We start from the raw sequence: 19407 nt of genomic DNA on the forward strand, positions 1-19407 counted from the left end.
CGCCACGGTTGGCGGCTGCTCGCCCAGCCTCCCGCAGGCGGCGGACTGTCACGGATGATTCGCCACGCCGCACAGACCTTCAAACATCTCGTGCTCACGGTCCTCCTGATTATCGGGGGAGCATGTGCACTCGAGGTCGGTCTGCGCGTTCGTCGGGCGACGAAAAGCGCGGCCGTGCGTTCCGAAACGACCGACATCGTCTCGGCCACGACGACACCGAGCCGCGCCACGTTTCTGACCGTCGCGCCCAAACTGAGGTTCACGCGGATCGAGGCGGAATCGGGCCGACCGTTCACCTTGCGTACGAACAGCTTCGGATTGCGCAATCCGGAGGTGGACGTTCCCCGGCCTGAAGGGTGCTTCCGGGTCCTGTGTCTCGGCGATGACAACACGTTTGCCGGCGATCTTCCGGAATCGTTCGCCTACAGCCGTCGTCTGGCCGACCTGCTTCAGCCCGAGACATCAACGCGCGTGGAAATCCTGAATGCTGGTTGTCCCGGAGGGTGTCCGACGGTCAGTGCACTGCTGCTGCGGCATCGCCTGATGACGCTGCAGCCGGATGTGATCGTCGTGCATATCGATCCGTCGGATCTGGTGGACGAAGAGGCGCTCCGGCGGCATGTGGAGCGTACGGCCGAGGGCTTTCCTCTCGCAGCGATGCACCCCGCGACTGCCGGGAGGACGAATCTCGCGACACAGCTGGACGACGAACTGCTGCTGGTCCAGACGATCCGTGACGAAGTGAAAGACCTGTGGAGTCGCGGCCAATCGGGCGGCACGACTTCGGGGGCTAACCGGCATGCCGATCTGCGGGTGAACGGCACGGCGTTCGACTCGATCCGGGCGGCCCTGGAAGCGATTCAGAGGCTGGCGCAGGGTCAATCGGTGGAGGTGCTGGTGGCGACGGCTGCTTCGCCGCCGGCGGCGAAACGAGGTCAGCGGCTGGAATCGGTGAAATGGCCGCCGCAGGAACTGACGGCGTTGTGCGACGAGTTGCAGCTGCCGCTCATCGACGCCACAGGCGATGTCGCCGAAGTCGAAGAGACCTCCCGAACGCGCCGCACGGGGCTGCTTTCGATGGATGCGCACGAAGTCTATGCCGAGGTTCTTGCGGGAGCGCTGCTTGAGCGATTCCGGGCGCCTGCGGGGAGCGCTGTGCCGCCTCCGGAGCGGGTGTCGTCGCAGACGACCCATCGCTGATGGGGACGGGGGGAAACGGCACCGAAACGCGTGTGGCTATGACGTTCCGCCCCTGTCGAAGCTCAGGTTCCGGGGGCCTTCCACGGCCCACAGAGCATGGCATCAGCGAGGAGGCGGAACGGGTGTCTTACCGGGCGAGGGCGTCGGCCATTTCTCCGGCGTGGTAGCTGGAACGCACGAAGGGACCGCTGGCGACGAACGAATAGCCGAGCTTCCGGCACTGCTCGCCGATCTCGTCGAACTCCTCCGGCGGAACATAACGCTCGACGGGGAGGTTCTGGGGAGTCGGCTGCAGATACTGCCCGATGGTCAGCATGTCGACGCCGACCGCTCGCAGATCGGCTGCCACGTCGAGGACTTCCTCCAGCGTTTCGCCAAGCCCAAGCATCAGTCCGCTCTTGGTGACCATGCCGGGGGACTCTTCCTTAACCTGCGCGAGGAGGTCGAGCGTGCGCTGATATTCGGCATTCCGCCGTACGCGGTGGTAGAGGCGCGGGACGGTTTCGGTGTTGTGGTTGAAAACGTCGGGGCGGGCCGCGATGACGCGCGAAATCGCGGCGCGATTACCGTGGAAGTCGGACGTCAGGACCTCGACCGCGGCCCCCGTTCGCTCGCGAACCGCCAGGACGCACTTGTAGAAGTGCTCCGCGCCGCCATCCGGCAGGTCGTCGCGGGTGACACAGGTGATGACGACGTGCTTGAGTCCCAGCCGATGAGCGGCTTCGGCGACGCGTTCCGGCTCGTCGGCCTCGACCGTTTCCGTTTTCCCGCGGGGAACGGAGCAGAACCCGCAGGGGCGGGTGCAGACGTTTCCGAGGATCATGAACGTGGCGGTGCGGTGGGACCAGCATTCGGTCCGGTTGGGACACTTCGCGCTTTCGCAGACGGTTTCGAGGCGGAGGTCTTCGATGACGCCGCTGGTGAACGACATTTCCGTCGACGGCATGGGTCGCTTCAGCCAGCGCGGCAGGCGCCGGCGTGGCTCGAGCGTCAGCGTTTCCAGGGCCGTCATGCCGCCGCTGCCGCAGGACCCGCCTCCAGAAGGGGAGTCAGGGGAAGAGGAGGGGGCGCCTCCAAGGACGGGCAACTCATGCATTCAACGGAATCCTGCGAAGTGTCCGGCGCAGGAGCGGGTGTCCGGCCGAAGTGTGAACGTTGGAAAAACCAAAATGGGCGGCGACGTGGCGGACAACCGACTCGCGAACCTGGTTCATGCTGACGGGTGCCAGCCGCAGGGACTGCAGGGTGGTGGCGCGTTCGCCCGGCGTGGAGGCGACTAGTTTCAGAAAGCCTGGATCGGTCGTGACGTTGAGGAACATACCGTGCGTCGTGACCCAGGAACGGACTGCGGCCCCGAACTGGGCGACCTGCCCATAGCGGGTCCAGACGCCGGGTTCCGACTCGCGGCGTTTGGCGGCGACCCGCAATTCGTGGCAGACATCGACGACGGCCGATTCGAGGCGGCGACGGAATTCCTCGAGGCCCAATCCGAGCCGATCAAGGGGGAGGATGGGGTAAATCGCCAGCTGGCCGGGTGCGTGGCAGATCGCGGGGCCGCCGCGACCGACCCAGTTGACCGGGATTTCCCGGCGGGCCAACGTCTCGGCGTCGGCGAGGACGTGCTGCGAACTGGCGTCGCGCCCGAGCGTGATTCCGGGCGGGTGCTCCGCAATCAGGAGGACGCCGGCCGGGGAGGTTTCGTCACCCAGGTCGAACGCCAGACGTTCCTGAAGCGCGAGCGCAGAGGTGAAGTCGACCAGCCCCAGGAGATGCACCTCCAACGACCGGTTCGCGAACTCCAAAGAAGGGGCACGGCGAGACGACATCATCTGAATTCTATCCGGGAACGATCGTAGCGTGGTCGACCAGCGTCAACAACGACCATTGCGGCGGTGAGAGGGGGGCGATGCCTGTGGAGTACGAAGTCCAAGGTTGTCAAAGACGGTGTCGGGCGGCGATGATGGGAGGAACTGACTTGGCGGGTGAACACTCGGACAAGGTCCGTGGAATCTGCCGGGCTGGAGTGCGTCCTCACGAACACGCTCGCATGGTCGCTCCTGCAGACTGTCGGTGGCTCGCCCGCGCGCCTCTCGCCGCGTGGCTGTTGCTGTTGTTGACCGTGCCGACGGCGCGGATCGAGGGGGCTGACACGGCCGAATTCTTCCGGGGCCTGAACCTGAACGGGCCGCCCACGACGATTGACGGGCATCGCTGGGAAGGGCGGGATTCGTCGACGGTGGAATGCAAGGACAAGGCATTCGAGAACCAGAATGTGCCGCTGCGGCCGTCCACGGACCCCGAGCGGGCACAAATGATCCGCAGCAGCCGCTGGGGAGGAAACCGGGTTGTGCTGCGGGAGATTCCGCCCGGGGCGTACTCGGTGTTTCTGTACGTGTGGGAGGACAACTCGCCTGAAGCGTTCTCGATCGCTGTGAACGGAAAAGTCGTAGAACCGCGATTCCAAAGCGGACCGGCCGGCGCCTGGGCGAAACTCGGGCCGTGGTCGACCGAGGCGCAGGACGGGGCGATCGTGATCTCCAGTCGGGGAGGGGCGGCTAACTTTTCGGGCGTTGAACTGTGGCGCGGCCCGCATGAGGGAAGCGAGGCTCCGCTGGGTGAGGAAGAACTCGCGTTCTTCGAAAAACGGATCCGGCCACTTCTGGTGAAGCACTGCTATGAATGTCACAGCGCGGATGCGAAGTCGCTCGAAGGGGACCTGCTGGTCGATTCCCGGCCGATGCTGCAGCGGCGAGGCGCCAACGGGGCGGCCGTGGTTCCCGGGGACGCGGAAGCGAGCCTGCTGATCAAGGCGGTGCGATACGTCGACGAGAACCTGCAAATGCCTCCGGACGGCAAACTTGCGGACGCGGAGATTGCCGACCTGGAACAGTGGGTGCGGATGGGGGCTCCTGATCCGCGCACGACGGCGACGAAGTTTGCGGGGAAGAAGGTCGATGTTGCTGCGGCCCGCGAATTCTGGTCGCTCCGGCCGCTGCTTCGGCCGCAGGTTCCCGAGGTGAACGGTTCGGACTGGCCGGCCAATGACGTGGACCGGTTCGTTCTGGCGAAGCTGCAGAGCCAGGGGCTTGCACCGGCTGACGCGGCGGACAAACGGGCGCTGCTACGGCGCGTGACGTACGACCTGACGGGTCTGCCGCCGACACCCGAGGAACTGCAGGATTTTCTGGCGGACGAATCGCCGGAGGCGTTTCTGCGCGTCGTCGACCGACTTCTGGATTCACCGCGCTATGGTGAACGCTGGGGCCGCCACTGGCTGGATGTCGTCCGGTATGCCGACACGGCGGGGGACAACTCCGACTACCCGATTCCGCAGAACCATCGTTACCGCGACTGGGTGATCGACGCGTTCAATTCGGACCTGCCGTATGACGAATTCGTTCGCGACCAACTCGCGGGTGACCTTCGAGGCGGGGCGACGGAGAAGGAACGGCAGGAGCGGATCGTGGCGACGGGGTACATCGCCAACTCGCGGCGGTTCGGGTCGCGTGTCGACGACTACCCGCAGCATCTGACAATCGAAGACACGCTCGACAACCTGGGGCGAAGTTTCCTGGGGCTGACGGTGAGCTGTGCACGGTGCCACGACCATAAGTTCGATCCGATCACGACGCGCGACTACTACGGGCTGTACGGGATCTTCCAGAGCACGCGTTATCCGTGGCCGGGCATCGAACTCGACAAGGAGCAACGGGACCTCGTTCCGCTTGTTCCGGTTGATCAACTGGCCGAGGCGGTGGAACTCCTGAGAACGCGGAAGGGGGAGCAGACGCGGCTCAACCAGGAGGTGAAACGGCTGAAGAACGCGCTGAAGACTGCTGAAGGCGAGGACAAGGCGCGGCTCGTGAAAGAATCGGAGGCGGCGACGGCCGTGGCCGAGCAGCATCGCGGTCAGCCACTTCCGTTCGAGATGGTGTACGCCGTGGCTGATGCGGAGTCGCCGGCCGAGGCGGCGGTGCAGGTGAAGGGAGATCCGGCGCAGCCGGGCGACGTGGTGGAACGGCGGTTTCTGACGGTGCTCGGTGAGTCGAAACTGAGTGCGGACTGCCGCGGGAGTGGACGGGCTGAACTGGCCGAGTGGATCCTGGCGGACGAGAACCCGCTGGCGGCGCGAGTGATGGCGAACCGGATCTGGCAGCATCATTTCGGTCGGGGGATCGTGCCGACACCCAATGATTTCGGCAAGCAGGGGAAGCCGGCTACGCATCCGGAACTGCTGGACTACCTGGCGAGCGTGTTTCGGGATGGCGGGTGGTCGGTTAAGGCGATGCACCGATTGATCCTGTCTTCGAAGACGTATCAGCAATCGGCGATGCGGAGCGACGAGGCGGTCGCCCGGGATCCTTCGAATGACTGGCTGTCGGGGTTTCCGCGGCGCCGGCTCGATGCCGAATCAATCCGCGACGCCATGCTGGCTCTGGGGGGGAATCTCGACCTGTCGAGACCCGGGGCGCATCCTTTTCCGCCGGCACACACCTGGGGGTTCACGCAGCACAAGCCGTTCAAGGCGGTGTATGAGAGCCGGCATCGCAGCGTGTACCTGATGACGCAGCGGATCCAGAGACATCCGTATCTGGCGATCTTCGACGGCGCGGATCCGTCGACGAGCACCGCGGCCCGGATGTCGAGCACGACACCGCTGCAGGCGCTGTTCCTGTTGAACGATGCGTTCGTGCATGAGCAGTCGCGGTTGATTGCCGAGCGGATTGTCGCCGAGGGTGGGAGCACGGACGAGCGGATTCAACGGGCATTCACGCTGTTGTTCTCGCGTCCGGCGGTGGAGGGGGACGTTGAGGCGGCCCGGGATTTCCTGGAGAAGGCGAAGAGTCTTGCGGCGGCCGAGGCTGGAGCCCCGGCGGACAAGGCCGCTCCTGCGGAGTGGCAGGCGTTCGTCCGCGCGCTGCTGCGTCTGAATGAATTCGTGTACCTCGATTGAACTGGCAGCCCATGAGCATCCGGCCGACGCCCGCCCGCCGCGAGTTCCTCCGATCGCTGGTCGGAGGTTCGCTGATCATGCCCGGCCTGCTGAGCGAGCTGATCGCGGAATCGACCGTCGATCGAGGCGATCCCCTGGCGGACCGTTCGCCGCCTTCTCCGGCGCGTGCGAAGCGCGTGATCTTCGTGTTTTCGAACGGCGGCGCGTCGCACATGGACACGTTCGACTACAAGCCGGAGCTGTTCAAAGCGGATGGCAAGCGGATGGGGGTCGGGGGTGGGCTGTCGAACCTGCAGCGGGTGCTGCTGAGGCCGTTCTGGGAGTTCCGGCCGGGAGGCCAATGCGGAACGCTCGTCAGCGACCTCTTCCCGCACCTTCGCGAGTGCATGGACGACATCTGTGTCATCCGTTCGATGAACGGCAATGACAACGAGCATTACAACGCGACGCTCGGCATGCACACCGGGTCGTTTTTCTTTTCGCGGCCGAGCATCGGATCGTGGGTGAGCTACGGCCTTGGGACGGCCAACCAGAATCTGCCGTCGTTCGTTGCGCTGGCTCCGCAGATGCCATATGCGGGAACCCAGATTTTCAACAACGACTTCCTTCCGGCGTATCACCAGGGGGTGCGCGTCGTCGGGGGGAAGGAACCGATTTCCAACCTCGAACGACGCACGACGGACAAGGGTCTGCAGGAACTGGAACTCGGGCTGGCGGATGTGCTCAACAACCGCCATTTGAAATCGCGTGCCGCTGACACGGACCTGGGGGCGCGGATCAGGAGCTTCGAGACGGCGTTTCACATGCAGGCCGATGCGCCGGAGGCGTTTGATGTCGGCCAGGAAGACGATGCGACGCTGGCAATGTATGGGCTCGAGCGGGGCCGGAGCGAAGGCTTCGGCTGGCAGTGCCTGGTGGCCAGGCGGCTGGCCGAACGGGGCGTGCGGTTCATCGAAGTGGTGGACGGCAGCAGCAGCCATAACTGGGACCAGCATGGCGACATGTCAGAGCATGCCGAGCATGCCAGGAACATCGACCAGCCGCTGGCGGGACTGCTGCTGGACCTCAAGCGTCGGGGGATGCTGGAGGACACGCTGCTGGTGTGGACGACGGAGTTCGGGCGGACTCCGGGGGTGGACGGAGTGAAAGGCCGGGGCCACCATAGCGCCTGTTTCTCCTCCTGGATGGCGGGCGCGGGGGTCAAAGGGGGGATGGCGTACGGCGCGACAGACGAACTGGGGGCGACGGTGGCGGAGAACGGCGTTCACGTGCATGACTTCCATGCGACGATCCTGCATCTGCTGGGGATCGACCACACGAAACTCACGTATCGGCACGGCGGCCGCGATTACCGCCTGACGGACGTCCACGGGCGGATCGTTCGCGACATTCTCACCTGAACGGGGCCGCGAAGGTCCCGGTAGCCCGAATGACGGGGGTCGGTTCGCGCGGGGTGGATGCTACAGTTCACCGACATGTGCATTCCCGTTTTCTCTCCGTCGGCCTGTTGCGGGCATCGGGCGTCGCCCGAAAGGCGCCGTCGATGATCCAGCACGTCGACATGGATGCGTTTTACGCCTCCGTCGAAATGCGCGACCGGCCTGAGCTGCGCGGGAAGCCGGTCATCGTGGGGGGGACCGCGGAAGGCCGGGGCGTTGTTGCGGCGGCGAGTTACGAAGCCCGGCGTTTCGGCGTACACAGTGCGATGCCGGCGGGGCGGGCGCTCAAGCTGTGCCCACAGGCGATCGTCATCAAGCCTCGGATGGGACGCTACGCGGAAGTCTCCGACCAGATCCAGAACATCCTGCACCGGTACACGCCGCAGATCGAACCGCTATCGCTGGATGAGGCGTTTCTGGACGTGACGGGGAGCATTTCCCTGTTTGGCCCGCCGGAGGAGATTGCGAGGCGAATCAAGGAGGACATCCGGGACGAACTCCAGCTGGTCGCTTCGGTCGGAGTCGCGCCGAACAAGTTTCTGGCGAAGCTGGCGAGTGACCTCGAGAAGCCGGACGCGCTCGTGGTCGTCGATCCGGTTCGCATCCAGGAGTTCCTCGATCCACTTCCGGTGAGCCGGCTGTGGGGCGTCGGGCGTGTGACCCAGAAAGAGATCGCCCGGATGGGGGTGGAGACGATCGGGGAGTTCCGACGACTGTCGCAGCGGGAGGTCGAGGAGCGGTTCGGCAAGCATGGGGAATCGCTGTGGCTGCTGGCGCAGGGAGTCGATGACCGCCGTGTGGTTCCCGACCGCGAAGCGAAGTCGATTTCCCACGAGACGACCTTTGCCGTGGATCTTCGTTCGCGGGAGATCCTGCGGGGCCGTCTCCTGGAACTGACGGACCTGGTGGGGCAGCGCCTGCGGCGGCAGCAGGTGGTGGGACGGACGGTGCAGCTGAAACTGCGGTACGCCGATTTTTCGACGATCACGCGATCAACGACCCTGGCCGCTCCGACCAGCGTCACGAACGAGATCTGGCTGGCTGCGGCGGAACTGTTCGAGAACAAACTTCCGGCGAGGCGGCTGGAAGTGCGGCTGATCGGGGTGGGCGTGCAGCAGCTTTCAGCAGCGGGCGACCATCCCCGCACACTGTTCGAGGATCCGGCTCATGAGAAGCAGTCGGGGGCGGACCGGGTGAGCGACCATATCCGGGCGAAGTTCGGGAAGTTGGCGCTCAGGCGGGGGGCGACGCTCGGGGAGGAATAGTGCTGTCCCAGTGGCCCGGAGGTGAGTCGAGGCGGGGAACGGAGTCCCGCTGAATGCAATCCGTCTCGACGTTTGCACGGCTCACAGAGCCGTGGCAGCAGAGGTTTGGATCTGTCTGTCAGACCTCGGCGAGGCGTTCGCGGGAGTCGCCGAATTCGTCGAGATGGATGCCGACCTTGTCGAGCAGCGACAGGTAGAGGCTGCACATTCTGCGATTCGGCTTGTCGAGATAGCTCAGGGTGCGACCGGATTCGAGGCGGCCTCCTGCCGTCCCGAGGACCACGACTGGCAGTTTCGATGCTTCGTGGTTGCCGGTGAGCATGCTCGAGCAATAGAGGATCATCGAGTTGTCGAGCGCGGTGCGTTCGCCTTCCTGTGTCGCATCGAGCTTGCGGGCGATATAGGCGAGCTGCTCGAGGAAGAACTGATTCACCTTCAGCCAGTCGGCCGTGTCGCTGTGTGACAGGAGATGGTGAATCATGTAGTCGACGCCGAGATTGGGAAACCGCAGCGACGAGTGGTCGTTGTTGAGTTTGAGCGTGGTGACGCGGGTGGTATCGGTCTGGAATCCGAGGACGAGGATGTCGCACATGAGACGCATGTGCTCGGCGATATCCTGCGGGATGCCGTCGGCCGGGCGGGGGATATCGGGGCGTTCGAGCGTCGGCCTCCACCCCTGCATTTCCCCTTTCTTTCCGGCGTTCTCGATGCGCTGTTCGACTTCCCGGACCGAGCCGAGGTATTCATCGAGTTTGCGTTGGTCGGACGAGCTGATCCGTCGCCGGACGGCGTGGGCGTCTTCGAGCACGGCATCGAGAACGCTCTGGTCGCCCTTCTGGGCTTCGTCCTTGAAGAGTCGGTCGAAGGCGAGGGCGGGGTAGAGTTCGAGCGGGGTCGGGGTCGTCGGCGAGCTCCACGAAATGTGCGAGCTGTAGATCATCGAATAGTTCTTATGCACCGAGGGGTTGGACGCCTCGCATCCGAGGATGAGACTCGGAACCTTGGTGGAGCGGCCGTGCCGCTGCGCGACGACCTGATCGATGCTTGTGCCGGAGCGGATTTCGCCGCCGGAGGCGAGCGGAGCGCCGGAGAGCAGGTTCCCCGTCTGTGAGCTGTGGATGTTTCCCTTGAGGGCCTCCGCGTTGTAGAGGCCTTCGATGAACAGCAGCCTTTCGCGGAAATCGTTGAGTGGGGCGAGCACCTTTCCGAGCTCCATCTGTGCTCCGGCTCCGCGGGCCCACCATTCCTTGCTGTGAAATCCGTTCCCGGAGAAGAGGCAGGCGAGCCTGACGGGGGCTTCGCTGCCGGGCTCGCGGCCGGCCGGGACATCTCCCCAGACGTTGATGGACTCCATCCAGGGGAGAGCCATCGACACGCCAACGCCGCGAAGGAAGGTCCGACGAGAGAAGTGATGGGAAGTCATTCGCGCCTCGGGTACGTCTGGATTTGCACAGTCTTCGACAAACCGGGGGAGCTGTCGAGGGAAGAATACCGGGACTTGTTGTTCCGGGCGGGAGAGGTCACGGGGCCGATGCGGCCTCGTCCGATGCTCTCGCGGAGTCCATTCCCCGCCGTTCGCGGAACTGACGACTCTGGACGATTGCCTGGACGGCCGCGGACACACGGAAGTCGCTCTTTCTCAGCTCGGCGCACATTTCGGAAATGAGAGGATGATCGGAGAGCTGCACCGACCGGCCGAGAGCGTATCCCAGGAGCTTGCGACAGAACTGGCGAAGGACGGCATCCTCGCGGTTGACGAGGAGATAACGCGTGAGTCCGCGGACTCCCACCAGTTCCGTGCCGTCGGCCAGTTTGCTGGTCGTCTCGCCGAGGAGAGCGGGGGAATCGGGCGTGCGGCGTCGGCCGATGCCATCGAAGCCTTCCAGGGCGAAGCCGAACGGATCGATGCGGACGTGGCAGCGGGCGCAGCGCTCGTCACTGGTGTGCTGCTCAATCAACTGTCGAACGGTGACATCGGCGGCCGGCTGTTCATCCGGGAGGGGCGGGACATCTTTGGGAGGGCGCGGGAGGCGCTCGCCGAGCAGGACTTCCGAGACCCAGTTTCCACGGAGGATCGGACTCGTTCGGGAGGCCCCGGAATTCTTCGCGAGAGTCGCGGCCTGCGTGAGGATTCCGCCGCGTCCCCAGGCGTCCGTCGATTCGACTTTCCGCCATTCTGTTTCGGGAACGGTCAAGCCGGCGAAGTTGTAGAAGGCGGCGAGGCGGCCGTTCACAAACGTGTAGTCGGAGGAGTAGATCTCCGTGACGGGCCGGTTTTCCTGGAACAGGTGGGTGAAGTAGCGGACGACCTCCTGGTACATGTCGCCGCGAAGTTCTTTGAACTCAGGGAAATGACGATCGCTTTTGCCGTCGTCGCGATCGAAGTCGTAGACCTGCAGCCACTGACAGCCGAACTCGGTGGCGAGTCTCTGGACACGGTCGTCTTTCAGCATCCGCTCCGTCTGGGCCGCCAGGACTTCGGGGTCATGGAGCCGCCCGGCATCGGCGAGGCGGCGCAGTTCGGCGTCGGGAACGGACGACCAGAGGAAGTAGCTGAGACGCGTGGCGAGCTCATGATCGGTGACGGGTCCTGGCTGATCGCCAGGCGGGGCTGTCTCCGGGCGATAGAGGAAGGAGGGGGAGGCGAAAACGCGGGCGATGAGGAGCCGGACGGAATCGTCGTGCGCGACGCCTTCGGCACGGAGCCGCGCATCGAGGGCACGGAAGTTCTCGGAATCGCGGGATGAAAGCGGGCGACGCCAGGCGCGGGACGCCAGCTCGAGGACGGCATCGAGATGGGCCGGCTCCGCATTGGCGAGCTGCTGACGGAACGCGGCGGCGCGTTCCATCGTTGGCTTGCGGAGCGGTTCAAAGACGGTCGGATCGCCGTCCTGCGTGGCGAACTCCATGAGCTGCTGGAGGGCATCGACCTGCGTGAGTGGCTCGCGGCTGACGAAGTGCAACTCGGCCCAGAGGGCATCGAGGCGAGACGACTCTTCGTCGCTGAGCATGAGGCGGCGGAGCGGTTCATCTTCGCGATAGAACTGCGTGAGCGTGACGACTTCATCGACGGGGACGATTTTCGAGTAACAGAGCGCCGGAGGAAAGATGCTCCGAAAGTCGTCGAACGCCGTTTCAAACCGCGCCCGGGCAATGCTTCCTTCGCTCGTGAGAATGGGGGACGAATGCACCGGGGAACCGGCGCTGGAGGTCCAGACGCCGGGGTGTTTCGCATCCGCGACTTCTCCGGGCTGCAGTCCGGCCGCGGGGGGTGTCGTCACGATGGCGGTTTGGGCGCTGCCATTCGGTCCGCTGGCTTCATGCAGCAGGCAGGAAGCGACCAGTTCCGCACCATTGGCGAGTTCGGCAGGGATGCGGACTTCAAGAACGGACGGGGCGCGAATGCAGAGGCTCGCGGCATCGATGGGTGAGCCATCGACATGCTGGCCAAATAACGCGGGATCGAGACCGATCGCGGAGTCGCCTGCGGCGGGCGGACTGGCGTCGCCCGGGACTTTCCGGGCATTCAGCAAGTTCCTCAACAGCGAGCCATTCAGCGACGTGAGCTCGCGCGCGAGCAGGGCGTCCGGGGAGTCGTTCGGAACTCCGGCGGCACGGGCGGTGAGCAGGTTCTGCAGGTCGGTGGCCTTCGACTTCCGCAGGTCCAGGTCTGAGGTTGTGAGCCAGGACGAGAGGATTGAACCTGCCGGGATCACGCCGCCCTGTTTCGAAACGGGTTCGCCGAAGAAGTGCCAGACACCCGGGTGGCCCTGACGATCGCTGTGGGGGTTGGCCGCGAGGATGTCGGACGAGACGTCGTTGGAGAGGTTCCATTCGGCGCCGGCGGAGGTGATGGTGAGGTCGACGTTCGTCAGGTCGCAGGAGTGGTTTCCCTCCCGCGGCGCGATGACGAGCGCGACGAAGTCGCCCGGCCTGATTGGCAGCCTCTCGAACGGGCCGATCGCCGCGGGAGTCGCTCCTCTCGAAGTTCCCTCCGCGAGCCGCTGCACGCTTTTTCCTCGCCGGACTTCCAGCTGCCAGTGGATGCCGTTGCCGCATTCAGGATGGGCGTCCTGAACGCGAGCGGAAATTCGCGCATCGCCCAGCACGGGGCTCATCCAGCCGACCGTCACCTGCACTGTCGGTGCGGGGTGGACCGCAACACTGTGGGCCGGCATGTTCCCCGGTACGCGGACATGCTGGCCGGAGGCATTCGCCAGGACGCTCAAGGCGTTGTCTCCGCCCCAGCCCTGAATGAAGCCGTGCCCCCCCACCGACTCGATTTTGTGGCCCAATGGCGTCCCGACGCCTGCGGGCGACCCGATCCCGAGGAAGTCGAGCCAGGCTGCAAGGAGCGAAGTGTCGACCTTGTGTTTCGCGGCGAGGGAAGGAACATCCACCTGCTCCCGGGCGGATGCTTCTCCGGCGGCTTCGAGGCAGCGGGCAGTGCTTTCGATGAGTTCTTCGCGCCGGCGGGTGAGTCTGGCCGTGGTGGCCCGGAGATCCTTGAGGAGAATCTCGTCGCGTCCGGGGGCGACCAGCCGCGGGCGTTCCCAGACGACAAAGTCGCCGTCGCCTGAGTCCCCGGCGTCCGACGTGGAGAGATAGACCACGACCTCTCCCTTTCCATCCGGGACGACGAGCTTGTGGCGAAGTTCGTGTCGCGCGACGAGCGGGCTGAGGGGCTCCATCCAGGCCTTCGGGCCGCCGGTCTTGCCGATGTGGCCGACGGTGGTGAAGCGAAACAGGGCACGCTGCCAGCGGGAGACCTCGTGAACGAGATCGGTCGCGTTGGCGGGCGTGGCCGCGTGCCACTTTGTCCGGAGGTCGTTCAGGAGCTGGGAAGGGGGCTGGGCGGTGTCGTCGTTCAAATGGCCCCAGAGCGTTCCGAGGTACTTCGGGCTGAGTCGACGTTCCCGGGCGACTTCGGCGATCGACTTGCGGCCGGCTCGCAGGGCATCCCGTTCCTGCAGGGTGGCAGCGAGATAGGCCTCAATGGGCAGGCGTCCGCCGGCGTTCGTCTGGAGGGCGATTCCCTGCAGGCTGATGGCGGTGGCGCCCTTGGCCTCGGTGTATCGATCGTAGATCTGATGAATGGCCGCGAGGGTTTCTTCGGTCCAGTCGCGCGGGGTGACGGAAGGGGAGAATCGGATGCCGCCCGGCAGAAGGACGGCGTGGCTGGCGATGTCCTTCCCTGCGTCGAGGTATTTCTGGAGGAGGGCGGGCGACATGGCCATCGCGGCGCCGGCGTTGGTGAAGCCCTCTCCGGCGGCTCCGTCGGCCGGGAATTCGCGCGCGGGTTCCAGCGGCGCGCCGGTGAGGTCGCGCACGGTGTAGGTGTATTCGGCGTTGGTGAGGCGGCGGAGGACGACGGGGCCGGGGTCGCCGGCGTTGGCACGGGCTTCGGCTCCCAGATAGCGCTCGATCCAGTTTCGCAGTTCGCGTCGCTCGGCCGTCGTCGGTTGGTCGGCGTCTTTGGGGGGCATCTCGCCGTTATCGAGCATCTCGGCGACTTTCTGCCAGACGGCAGGAGCTTGCCGGACATGCTCGAACTGCGTGAACTGTTCGAGGTCGAGTTCGCCCTGTTTGTCGGCCGCGGAATGGCAGTCGATGCAGTAGCGTTTGAGGAGGGAGTGCGTCGTTCGCTGATACTCCTCCTGCAGCCGGGGAAACGAGGTTTCGTCAGCGATCGTCCGTCCGCCGGTGAGTGCGGCGACGAAGCCAATAAGGACCGCCAGCATTCGACTCAAGGACGCCGCGGGAACGTTGTGTCGCACTCTGGGCCTCGAAACGTGTGCAGTGCAGAAGGCTTCTCACGACCGGATCGACGCCTCGGCAGTTCCACCGGAGCACCGGGATCGATCCTATCGCGATCCTCGGCGACTCTCCACGTGTGGTCGCGGCCAGCGTGGGGTGGCGTGGCCCAATGACGACGGCACGGCGCCTGATGACGCCGTGCCGTCGTTGATTTCGGGGCTCGCTGGAGGCGGGCTTATGCCTTGGCGATGGCCGAGGCGTGCTGCTTGATGCGGCGGACGGCGTCGCCGATGCGGTCCATTTCGCTGCGGTCGGCGAGGAGAACGTTCTGCGTCAGCCAGATCGCGGTTTCGATCATGCGGTCGTTGGCCGGAAGGACGTTTTCCTCGCGCCATTTTTTCAGACGCTGGTCGCCGTAGATCCGCTTGTAGTGGCGGGAGGCGAGCATTTTCTCGACCCACGGGGCCTTGTTGAGGGCTGCGTATCCGCCGGACGCGGGGACGCCTTCGGCGCCGAGGGCCTTCAGGAATGTCGCCTTCTTCATGCCGGCGAACTGGGCGGGATCGTAGTCGAAGACATACAGGTGGTAGCCGTTCCGGGTATTGCCGGGAACGGTCTTCTTGGCTCCGACGCCGCCGATCTCCTGGAGCAGCCGGGAGAGGTATTCCGCATTGCCTTCACGAATGCGTGACTGTTCATCAAGGCGTTTGAGCTGCTCGACCAGAATGGCGCCCTGGAAGTTGGTCAGACGGAAGTTGCCGCCGCCCGCGGTGAACTTGCCGTCGGTCGGGACCTTGCCGCCTCCCTGGTTCTGGTAGGCGTTGGCCCGGGCGTAGATGTCGGCCCGGGGCGTGACCATTGCGCCGCCTTCGCCGCTGGTGATGTTCTTGGAGTTCTGGAAGCTGTAGCAGCCGGCGTCGCCGAGAGTTCCCAGTCGCTTGCCTTTCCATTCGCCGGTGTGGGTCTGGCAGGAGTCTTCGACGACGTTGAGGTTCTTCTCCTTCGCGATGGCGAGGAGCTGGTCCATATCGCAGCAGCCGCCGCCGAGGTGGACGGGGACGACGCAGCGGGTGTCGCCGTTGACGCGTTCGGCGATCTTCGAGGGATCGATCTGGGCGGTCGTTTCGTCGGTGTCGACGAAGACGGGGAGGGCGTGATGGAGCATCACGGCGTTGATCGTCGCGATGAACGTATAGGGCGGGACGATGACTTCGTCGCCGGGGCCGATTTCGAGCGAGGCGAAGGCCGTGACGAGGGACGTGGTGCCGCTGCTGGTGGCCTGACAGTGCGCGACGCCGAGCGTTTTGGCCCAGGCGGCCTCGAAGGCGTCGACGGTCCCCTTGCTGCCGGCGTAGCGATACCAGTCGCCGGAATCGAGGACTTTGGCGACGCCGTCACGTTCGCCAGCGCCGATGACGGGCCAACCTGGCCAGGAGGCTTTGGCGATGGGCGTGCCGCCAAGGATGGCGGGCTTGTCGTTGGCGGCGAGCGCCAGTTTGGGGGCGAACAGGAAGCCGGCCGCACTGAGGGCGGCCTGTTGGTTGAAAGCGCGGCGCGAAGATTCCACATCGACTCCGAGGAATTGCAGTAGGTGAGGGTTGCAGAACGGGTTGAGCCAACGGCCTTTACGGTGAAGAAGATTCTGAATCCAGAGATTCAAGTTCGCCAGTCAACTCGTTGGAATTGCGGGTGTAGCCACGATCGGGCGAATCGGCTTCGGACATCACGATCGAGTATTTCGTTACGGCCTTCGGGTCTCCGACCTGGACGGCCGTCTTGATGACGCCTTCCGGTTTGAGTTCCCAGCCTTCCATCGCCTTCTGGCCCCGTTCGTTCGTGCCGGGAAACGACATCTCGAGCAGGTAAGTTTTGACTGGCGAGCCAGATGTAAATCTGTAGTGGAATTCAATCTTGATGAGGTTGTCGTCGCCGGGAGTGACTTTCGGATCGCTGAGCTCGACGACACCTGGTTCGGACTTTGTCTCCGTGGCGGTGATTGCCGGCGGGCCTGAAGGGGGCGATTTCGCCTGAGGATTGCAGCCGGGAAGGTAGGCTGCGACCGTAAGGCACCAGAGGAGCTTGGAGTTGCGGTGGTTCACGACCGGTCCGGTAAGAGGGCGCGGCAACGATCAAGGACTAAATCCATCCCGGCGAGTCGAGATCAAGACTTTGGTTTTCGTTCGATCAATTTGACCGGAATGTCGACCTTTACTTCCCCGCCTTCTTTCGGGATCGAAACCTTCAGTGGAGATGCGGCCCCGGAGTATGGGCCTGGCACGGTCTCGCGGGCGTTGGGGTGATCTGCCTGGGTTGCTTCAGGCGACAGGACGGTTCCATCTGGATCGGCGAGCCGGCTGACGGAAACTGAATACTCTCCAGGAGGAATTCCGGCGTCGTCCTGGCGCGAGCTGACAACCTGAAATTTGCCATCCGGCCCAGAGATGCCGATTGCTCCCAGCCCCTGCGTCCCCTTGGCGGGAGTGAATACGACGCTGGCGCCTGCGAGCGGAGTCCCCTGGACGGTCAGAAGTCCGGTGATGGGGGCCCGTTCAAGTCCATCGTGTTGACTGCAGCCGGCAATCAGTGCGAAGCACGCAACAATGGTCAGCGATTTGAGGCCGTTCATACGGTGGGAACCAGCGGAATGTGTCAGGGAAGGAGAAAATGGGGAACGCTCCACGGCGGGATTGATCCGCGGCGGAGCGTGCCGTCCAAGCTCGCACTGAGAGTCAGAACTCGCCGATTGTCTGGTTGTCACCGGCGCGGCAAAGCCAGGTCAATGTCGAGACGTCGATATTCTCTGACAGGAATCGGACCGTGCCATCGCCCAGGACGACGTGAGCGCCGCCGGTGTGGAGGCTGGCGCAGTTGTACCAGCTGGCGCGGCGACCTGGCGTCTTGTTGAGGGCGCTCGTGTTGTTGTTGTAGTTCCAGACGTTGATGCCAGTTGCAGGGAACGTCGTGTTGAACCGTCCGACGGGATCGATACCAGTGGAGACCCATCCGCCGAAGAGCCAAGCGGATGTCCGCCCGTTGAAGGTGAGGAGGGTCTGCTCCGCCATGAGTATCGTGTTGCTCATTCCGTCGACTGCATCACGGAACCTGCAGTAGCTGTTCTCGCCAAACATATAGCGAGTGTCTGGCGTGCTTGTGCGGTGGTTGTTGAAGCGACTGAGAGTTGCCGCTGGTGAACAGAAGTCGTATGAGGTCTTGGCGTAATTCAGCGTTGTGTCGACGCCGAGATCGGGGCTGTAAACCGCAGCCGGGCCCTCCGTCGGCGGGCCGCTATCGGACGGGCAGAGGAAGGCCTGGAGGATCGTCGAGGAAAGCCTGGCGTGGCCGGACGCGATTGCGTCTGGCTTCGCAGTTGGCGAACCGTTCGTCACGTAGTTGCCGAAGGCCGAGCCCTGTTGGAGCTGGTTGTAAAGCGGCGACTGATCGATGAATGGCAAGAGAAGTGAGAGCCCGTGGCCGTTCCGGGTGATTGGATCGGGAAGGTTCGGCGCGGCGGCACTCTGGCAGTAGCCAAGGCTCATGCGGCCGGCGGGTACAGTGCCGTGGGTACTCTCGTAGTTGTGAATCGACAGTCCCAGCTGTTTCAGATTGTTCTTGCACTGGGTTCGCCGGGCAGCCTCGCGGGCCTGCTGGACGGCGGGGAGGAGAAGGGCGATCAGGATGGCGATGATCGCGATGACGACGAGCAGTTCGATCAACGTAAAGGCAGCACGATTCGCAGGTCGCATAGTAGACCTCGTAGAGAAGGGAAGAACAGCTACCGAATGGCAAACTCCCCCGACAGCGATGGACGAATGTCCGATGCGGATTGGCACCCTCGACAATACCCGCTGGACGGTCGACTTCTACTGGAGGAAAAACAAATGACTTGTGGTTTCTGGAAAAGCCCCACTTTTTTCAGGTGTCGCAATCACGACGCTCGGTGACGCGTTCCCTGCATCGAGTGGCTTCCGGGTGTGCGTAGAGAGAGCGCATCTGTGCACAACAACCCGGAATCGCAGGACACATGTTTCGGCAGCTAAACCGGGGCAACAGGCGTGATTTGGCTGTGAATGGGAACCGAGGACCCCGCTCCACTACCTCGTCAGCAATCGGCGGGCCAGCGGCGACGAGGGACCTGAAGTTCCGCGAGCGGCGCGTTGCGGAGCGCATTCAGAGAGACCGCCAGCGCAGCTCACTTTTTCAAGATGGGCCAATTCGCCGTTGGGTTGCGCCATTGCCGCAGAATGACTTGCGGAGACGAGAAGCGACCGACTGTGAAAAAGTGACTCGACCTGCCCCAATCCCCACTCGCCAACGCACTTCCGACTTCCGGGCCCTCCCGCGCAACCGCCCCCGTCATCATGGAGGACCTATGAACACAACCACCATCAATTTGTCGTCACACACCCGGGCCTGGCCAACTCCATGTCTGCATCACGCACGCTCTCCCGATCCCTCCGCTGAACTTCCGCAGGAAAAGAGGGCGAGGAGTACAGTACCACCCACACAACGCGCCCTCCTCGCCCCCTCGGCGTCAAACACCTCCGCATTTTCCCAATCCCTGCCCGTGTCTGAGAGTTCCGAGCAAGGCTGGTCACTTCTTCAAGATGGGCCAATTCATCGTTGGGTTGCGCCGTTGTCGACAAATGACTTGCGGTGACGAGAGACAACCGAATTGTGAAAAAGTGACTCGCCCTGGAGAGACCGCGAGATACCTTGAAACGCAGTCGCTGCGACCGCATGATCCTCAACTGCGTCAATGCCTCGCTCGGTCGTTGACTCCGTTGATCCCTTC

The 19407-nt window shown here is 64.1% G+C and carries 12 protein-coding genes; 4 read left to right on the forward strand and 8 right to left on the reverse strand.

Annotation, left to right across the window (positions count from 1 at the left end; genetic code table 11):
• Positions 1 to 54 precede the first annotated feature (54 nt).
• Positions 55 to 1200, forward strand: a complete 1146-nt coding sequence (locus tag Pan44_RS24475; RefSeq protein WP_145034370.1) for an SGNH/GDSL hydrolase family protein — start codon at positions 55 to 57, stop codon at positions 1198 to 1200.
• 127 nt (positions 1201 to 1327) lie between these two features.
• Here the strand turns inward: Pan44_RS24475 and lipA are convergent, their stop codons facing one another.
• On the reverse strand, positions 1328 to 2212 hold the full coding sequence (gene lipA, locus Pan44_RS24480) for a lipoyl synthase (RefSeq protein ID WP_145034371.1): 885 nt from the start codon (positions 2210 to 2212) through the stop codon (positions 1328 to 1330).
• A gap of 76 nt (positions 2213 to 2288) precedes the next feature.
• Positions 2289 to 3029: a lipoyl(octanoyl) transferase LipB gene (locus tag Pan44_RS24485; RefSeq protein WP_145034372.1), complete on the reverse strand. Its 741-nt coding sequence runs from the start codon at positions 3027 to 3029 to the stop codon at positions 2289 to 2291.
• A gap of 218 nt (positions 3030 to 3247) precedes the next feature.
• On the opposite strand from Pan44_RS24485, the gene Pan44_RS24490 reads away from it, so the two are divergent.
• The 3 genes from Pan44_RS24490 (at position 3248) to dinB (ending at position 8858) form a co-directional block, all read left to right on the forward strand.
• Positions 3248 to 6154, forward strand: a complete 2907-nt coding sequence (locus Pan44_RS24490) for a DUF1553 domain-containing protein (RefSeq protein WP_145034373.1) — start codon at positions 3248 to 3250, stop codon at positions 6152 to 6154.
• Between the two features lie 11 nt (positions 6155 to 6165).
• Positions 6166 to 7554: a DUF1501 domain-containing protein gene (locus Pan44_RS24495; RefSeq protein ID WP_197453623.1), complete on the forward strand. Its 1389-nt coding sequence runs from the start codon at positions 6166 to 6168 to the stop codon at positions 7552 to 7554.
• 143 nt (positions 7555 to 7697) lie between these two features.
• Positions 7698 to 8858, forward strand: coding sequence for a DNA polymerase IV (dinB, locus tag Pan44_RS24500; RefSeq protein ID WP_145034374.1), 1161 nt, complete (start codon positions 7698 to 7700; stop codon positions 8856 to 8858).
• Between the two features lie 118 nt (positions 8859 to 8976).
• On the opposite strand, the gene Pan44_RS24505 is transcribed toward dinB, so the two are convergent.
• The 6 genes from Pan44_RS24505 to Pan44_RS24530 all read right to left on the reverse strand — a co-directional run bounded on the left by Pan44_RS24505 (position 8977) and on the right by Pan44_RS24530 (position 18358).
• Positions 8977 to 10281 (reverse strand): DUF1552 domain-containing protein, encoded by a 1305-nt coding sequence (locus tag Pan44_RS24505; protein ID WP_145034375.1) that lies wholly within the window; start codon positions 10279 to 10281, stop codon positions 8977 to 8979.
• Between the two features lie 97 nt (positions 10282 to 10378).
• Positions 10379 to 14599 (reverse strand): DUF1592 domain-containing protein, encoded by a 4221-nt coding sequence (locus Pan44_RS24510; RefSeq protein ID WP_145034376.1) that lies wholly within the window; start codon positions 14597 to 14599, stop codon positions 10379 to 10381.
• A 251-nt stretch (positions 14600 to 14850) separates the two neighbouring features.
• The gene (locus Pan44_RS24515; protein WP_197453624.1) at positions 14851 to 16182 is read right to left on the reverse strand and encodes a DegT/DnrJ/EryC1/StrS family aminotransferase; all 1332 of its coding nucleotides are present in this window, start codon (positions 16180 to 16182) and stop codon (positions 14851 to 14853) included.
• A 58-nt stretch (positions 16183 to 16240) separates the two neighbouring features.
• Entirely contained in the window at positions 16241 to 16714 is a 474-nt protein-coding gene (locus tag Pan44_RS24520) for a hypothetical protein (RefSeq protein WP_145034378.1), read from the reverse strand.
• 62 nt (positions 16715 to 16776) lie between these two features.
• The gene (locus tag Pan44_RS24525) at positions 16777 to 17241 is read right to left on the reverse strand and encodes a carboxypeptidase-like regulatory domain-containing protein (protein WP_145034379.1); all 465 of its coding nucleotides are present in this window, start codon (positions 17239 to 17241) and stop codon (positions 16777 to 16779) included.
• Positions 17242 to 17344: 103 nt separating this feature from the next.
• Positions 17345 to 18358, reverse strand: a complete 1014-nt coding sequence (locus Pan44_RS24530; protein WP_145034380.1) for a DUF1559 domain-containing protein — start codon at positions 18356 to 18358, stop codon at positions 17345 to 17347.
• Positions 18359 to 19407: the final 1049 nt, after the last annotated feature.

Origin of the sequence: Caulifigura coniformis, assembly GCF_007745175.1 — a bacterium.
Classification (GTDB): Bacteria; Planctomycetota; Planctomycetia; order Planctomycetales; family Planctomycetaceae; genus Caulifigura; species Caulifigura coniformis.

What these genes read in the sequence shown, in the direction of transcription:
- dinB (WP_145034374.1), top strand. Translation starts at nt 7,698, where the DNA reads ATGATCCAGCACGTCGACATGGATGCGTTTTACGCCTCCGTCGAAATG.
- Pan44_RS24475 (WP_145034370.1), top strand. Translation starts at nt 55, where the DNA reads ATGATTCGCCACGCCGCACAGACCTTCAAACATCTCGTGCTCACGGTC.
- Pan44_RS24485 (WP_145034372.1), bottom strand. Translation starts at nt 3,029, where the DNA reads ATGATGTCGTCTCGCCGTGCCCCTTCTTTGGAGTTCGCGAACCGGTCG.
- lipA (WP_145034371.1), bottom strand. Translation starts at nt 2,212, where the DNA reads ATGACGGCCCTGGAAACGCTGACGCTCGAGCCACGCCGGCGCCTGCCG.
- Pan44_RS24505 (WP_145034375.1), bottom strand. Translation starts at nt 10,281, where the DNA reads ATGACTTCCCATCACTTCTCTCGTCGGACCTTCCTTCGCGGCGTTGGC.
- Pan44_RS24530 (WP_145034380.1), bottom strand. Translation starts at nt 18,358, where the DNA reads ATGCGACCTGCGAATCGTGCTGCCTTTACGTTGATCGAACTGCTCGTC.
- Pan44_RS24495 (WP_197453623.1), top strand. Translation starts at nt 6,166, where the DNA reads ATGAGCATCCGGCCGACGCCCGCCCGCCGCGAGTTCCTCCGATCGCTG.
- Pan44_RS24490 (WP_145034373.1), top strand. Translation starts at nt 3,248, where the DNA reads ATGGTCGCTCCTGCAGACTGTCGGTGGCTCGCCCGCGCGCCTCTCGCC.
- Pan44_RS24510 (WP_145034376.1), bottom strand. Translation starts at nt 14,599, where the DNA reads ATGCTGGCGGTCCTTATTGGCTTCGTCGCCGCACTCACCGGCGGACGG.
- Pan44_RS24525 (WP_145034379.1), bottom strand. Translation starts at nt 17,241, where the DNA reads ATGAACGGCCTCAAATCGCTGACCATTGTTGCGTGCTTCGCACTGATT.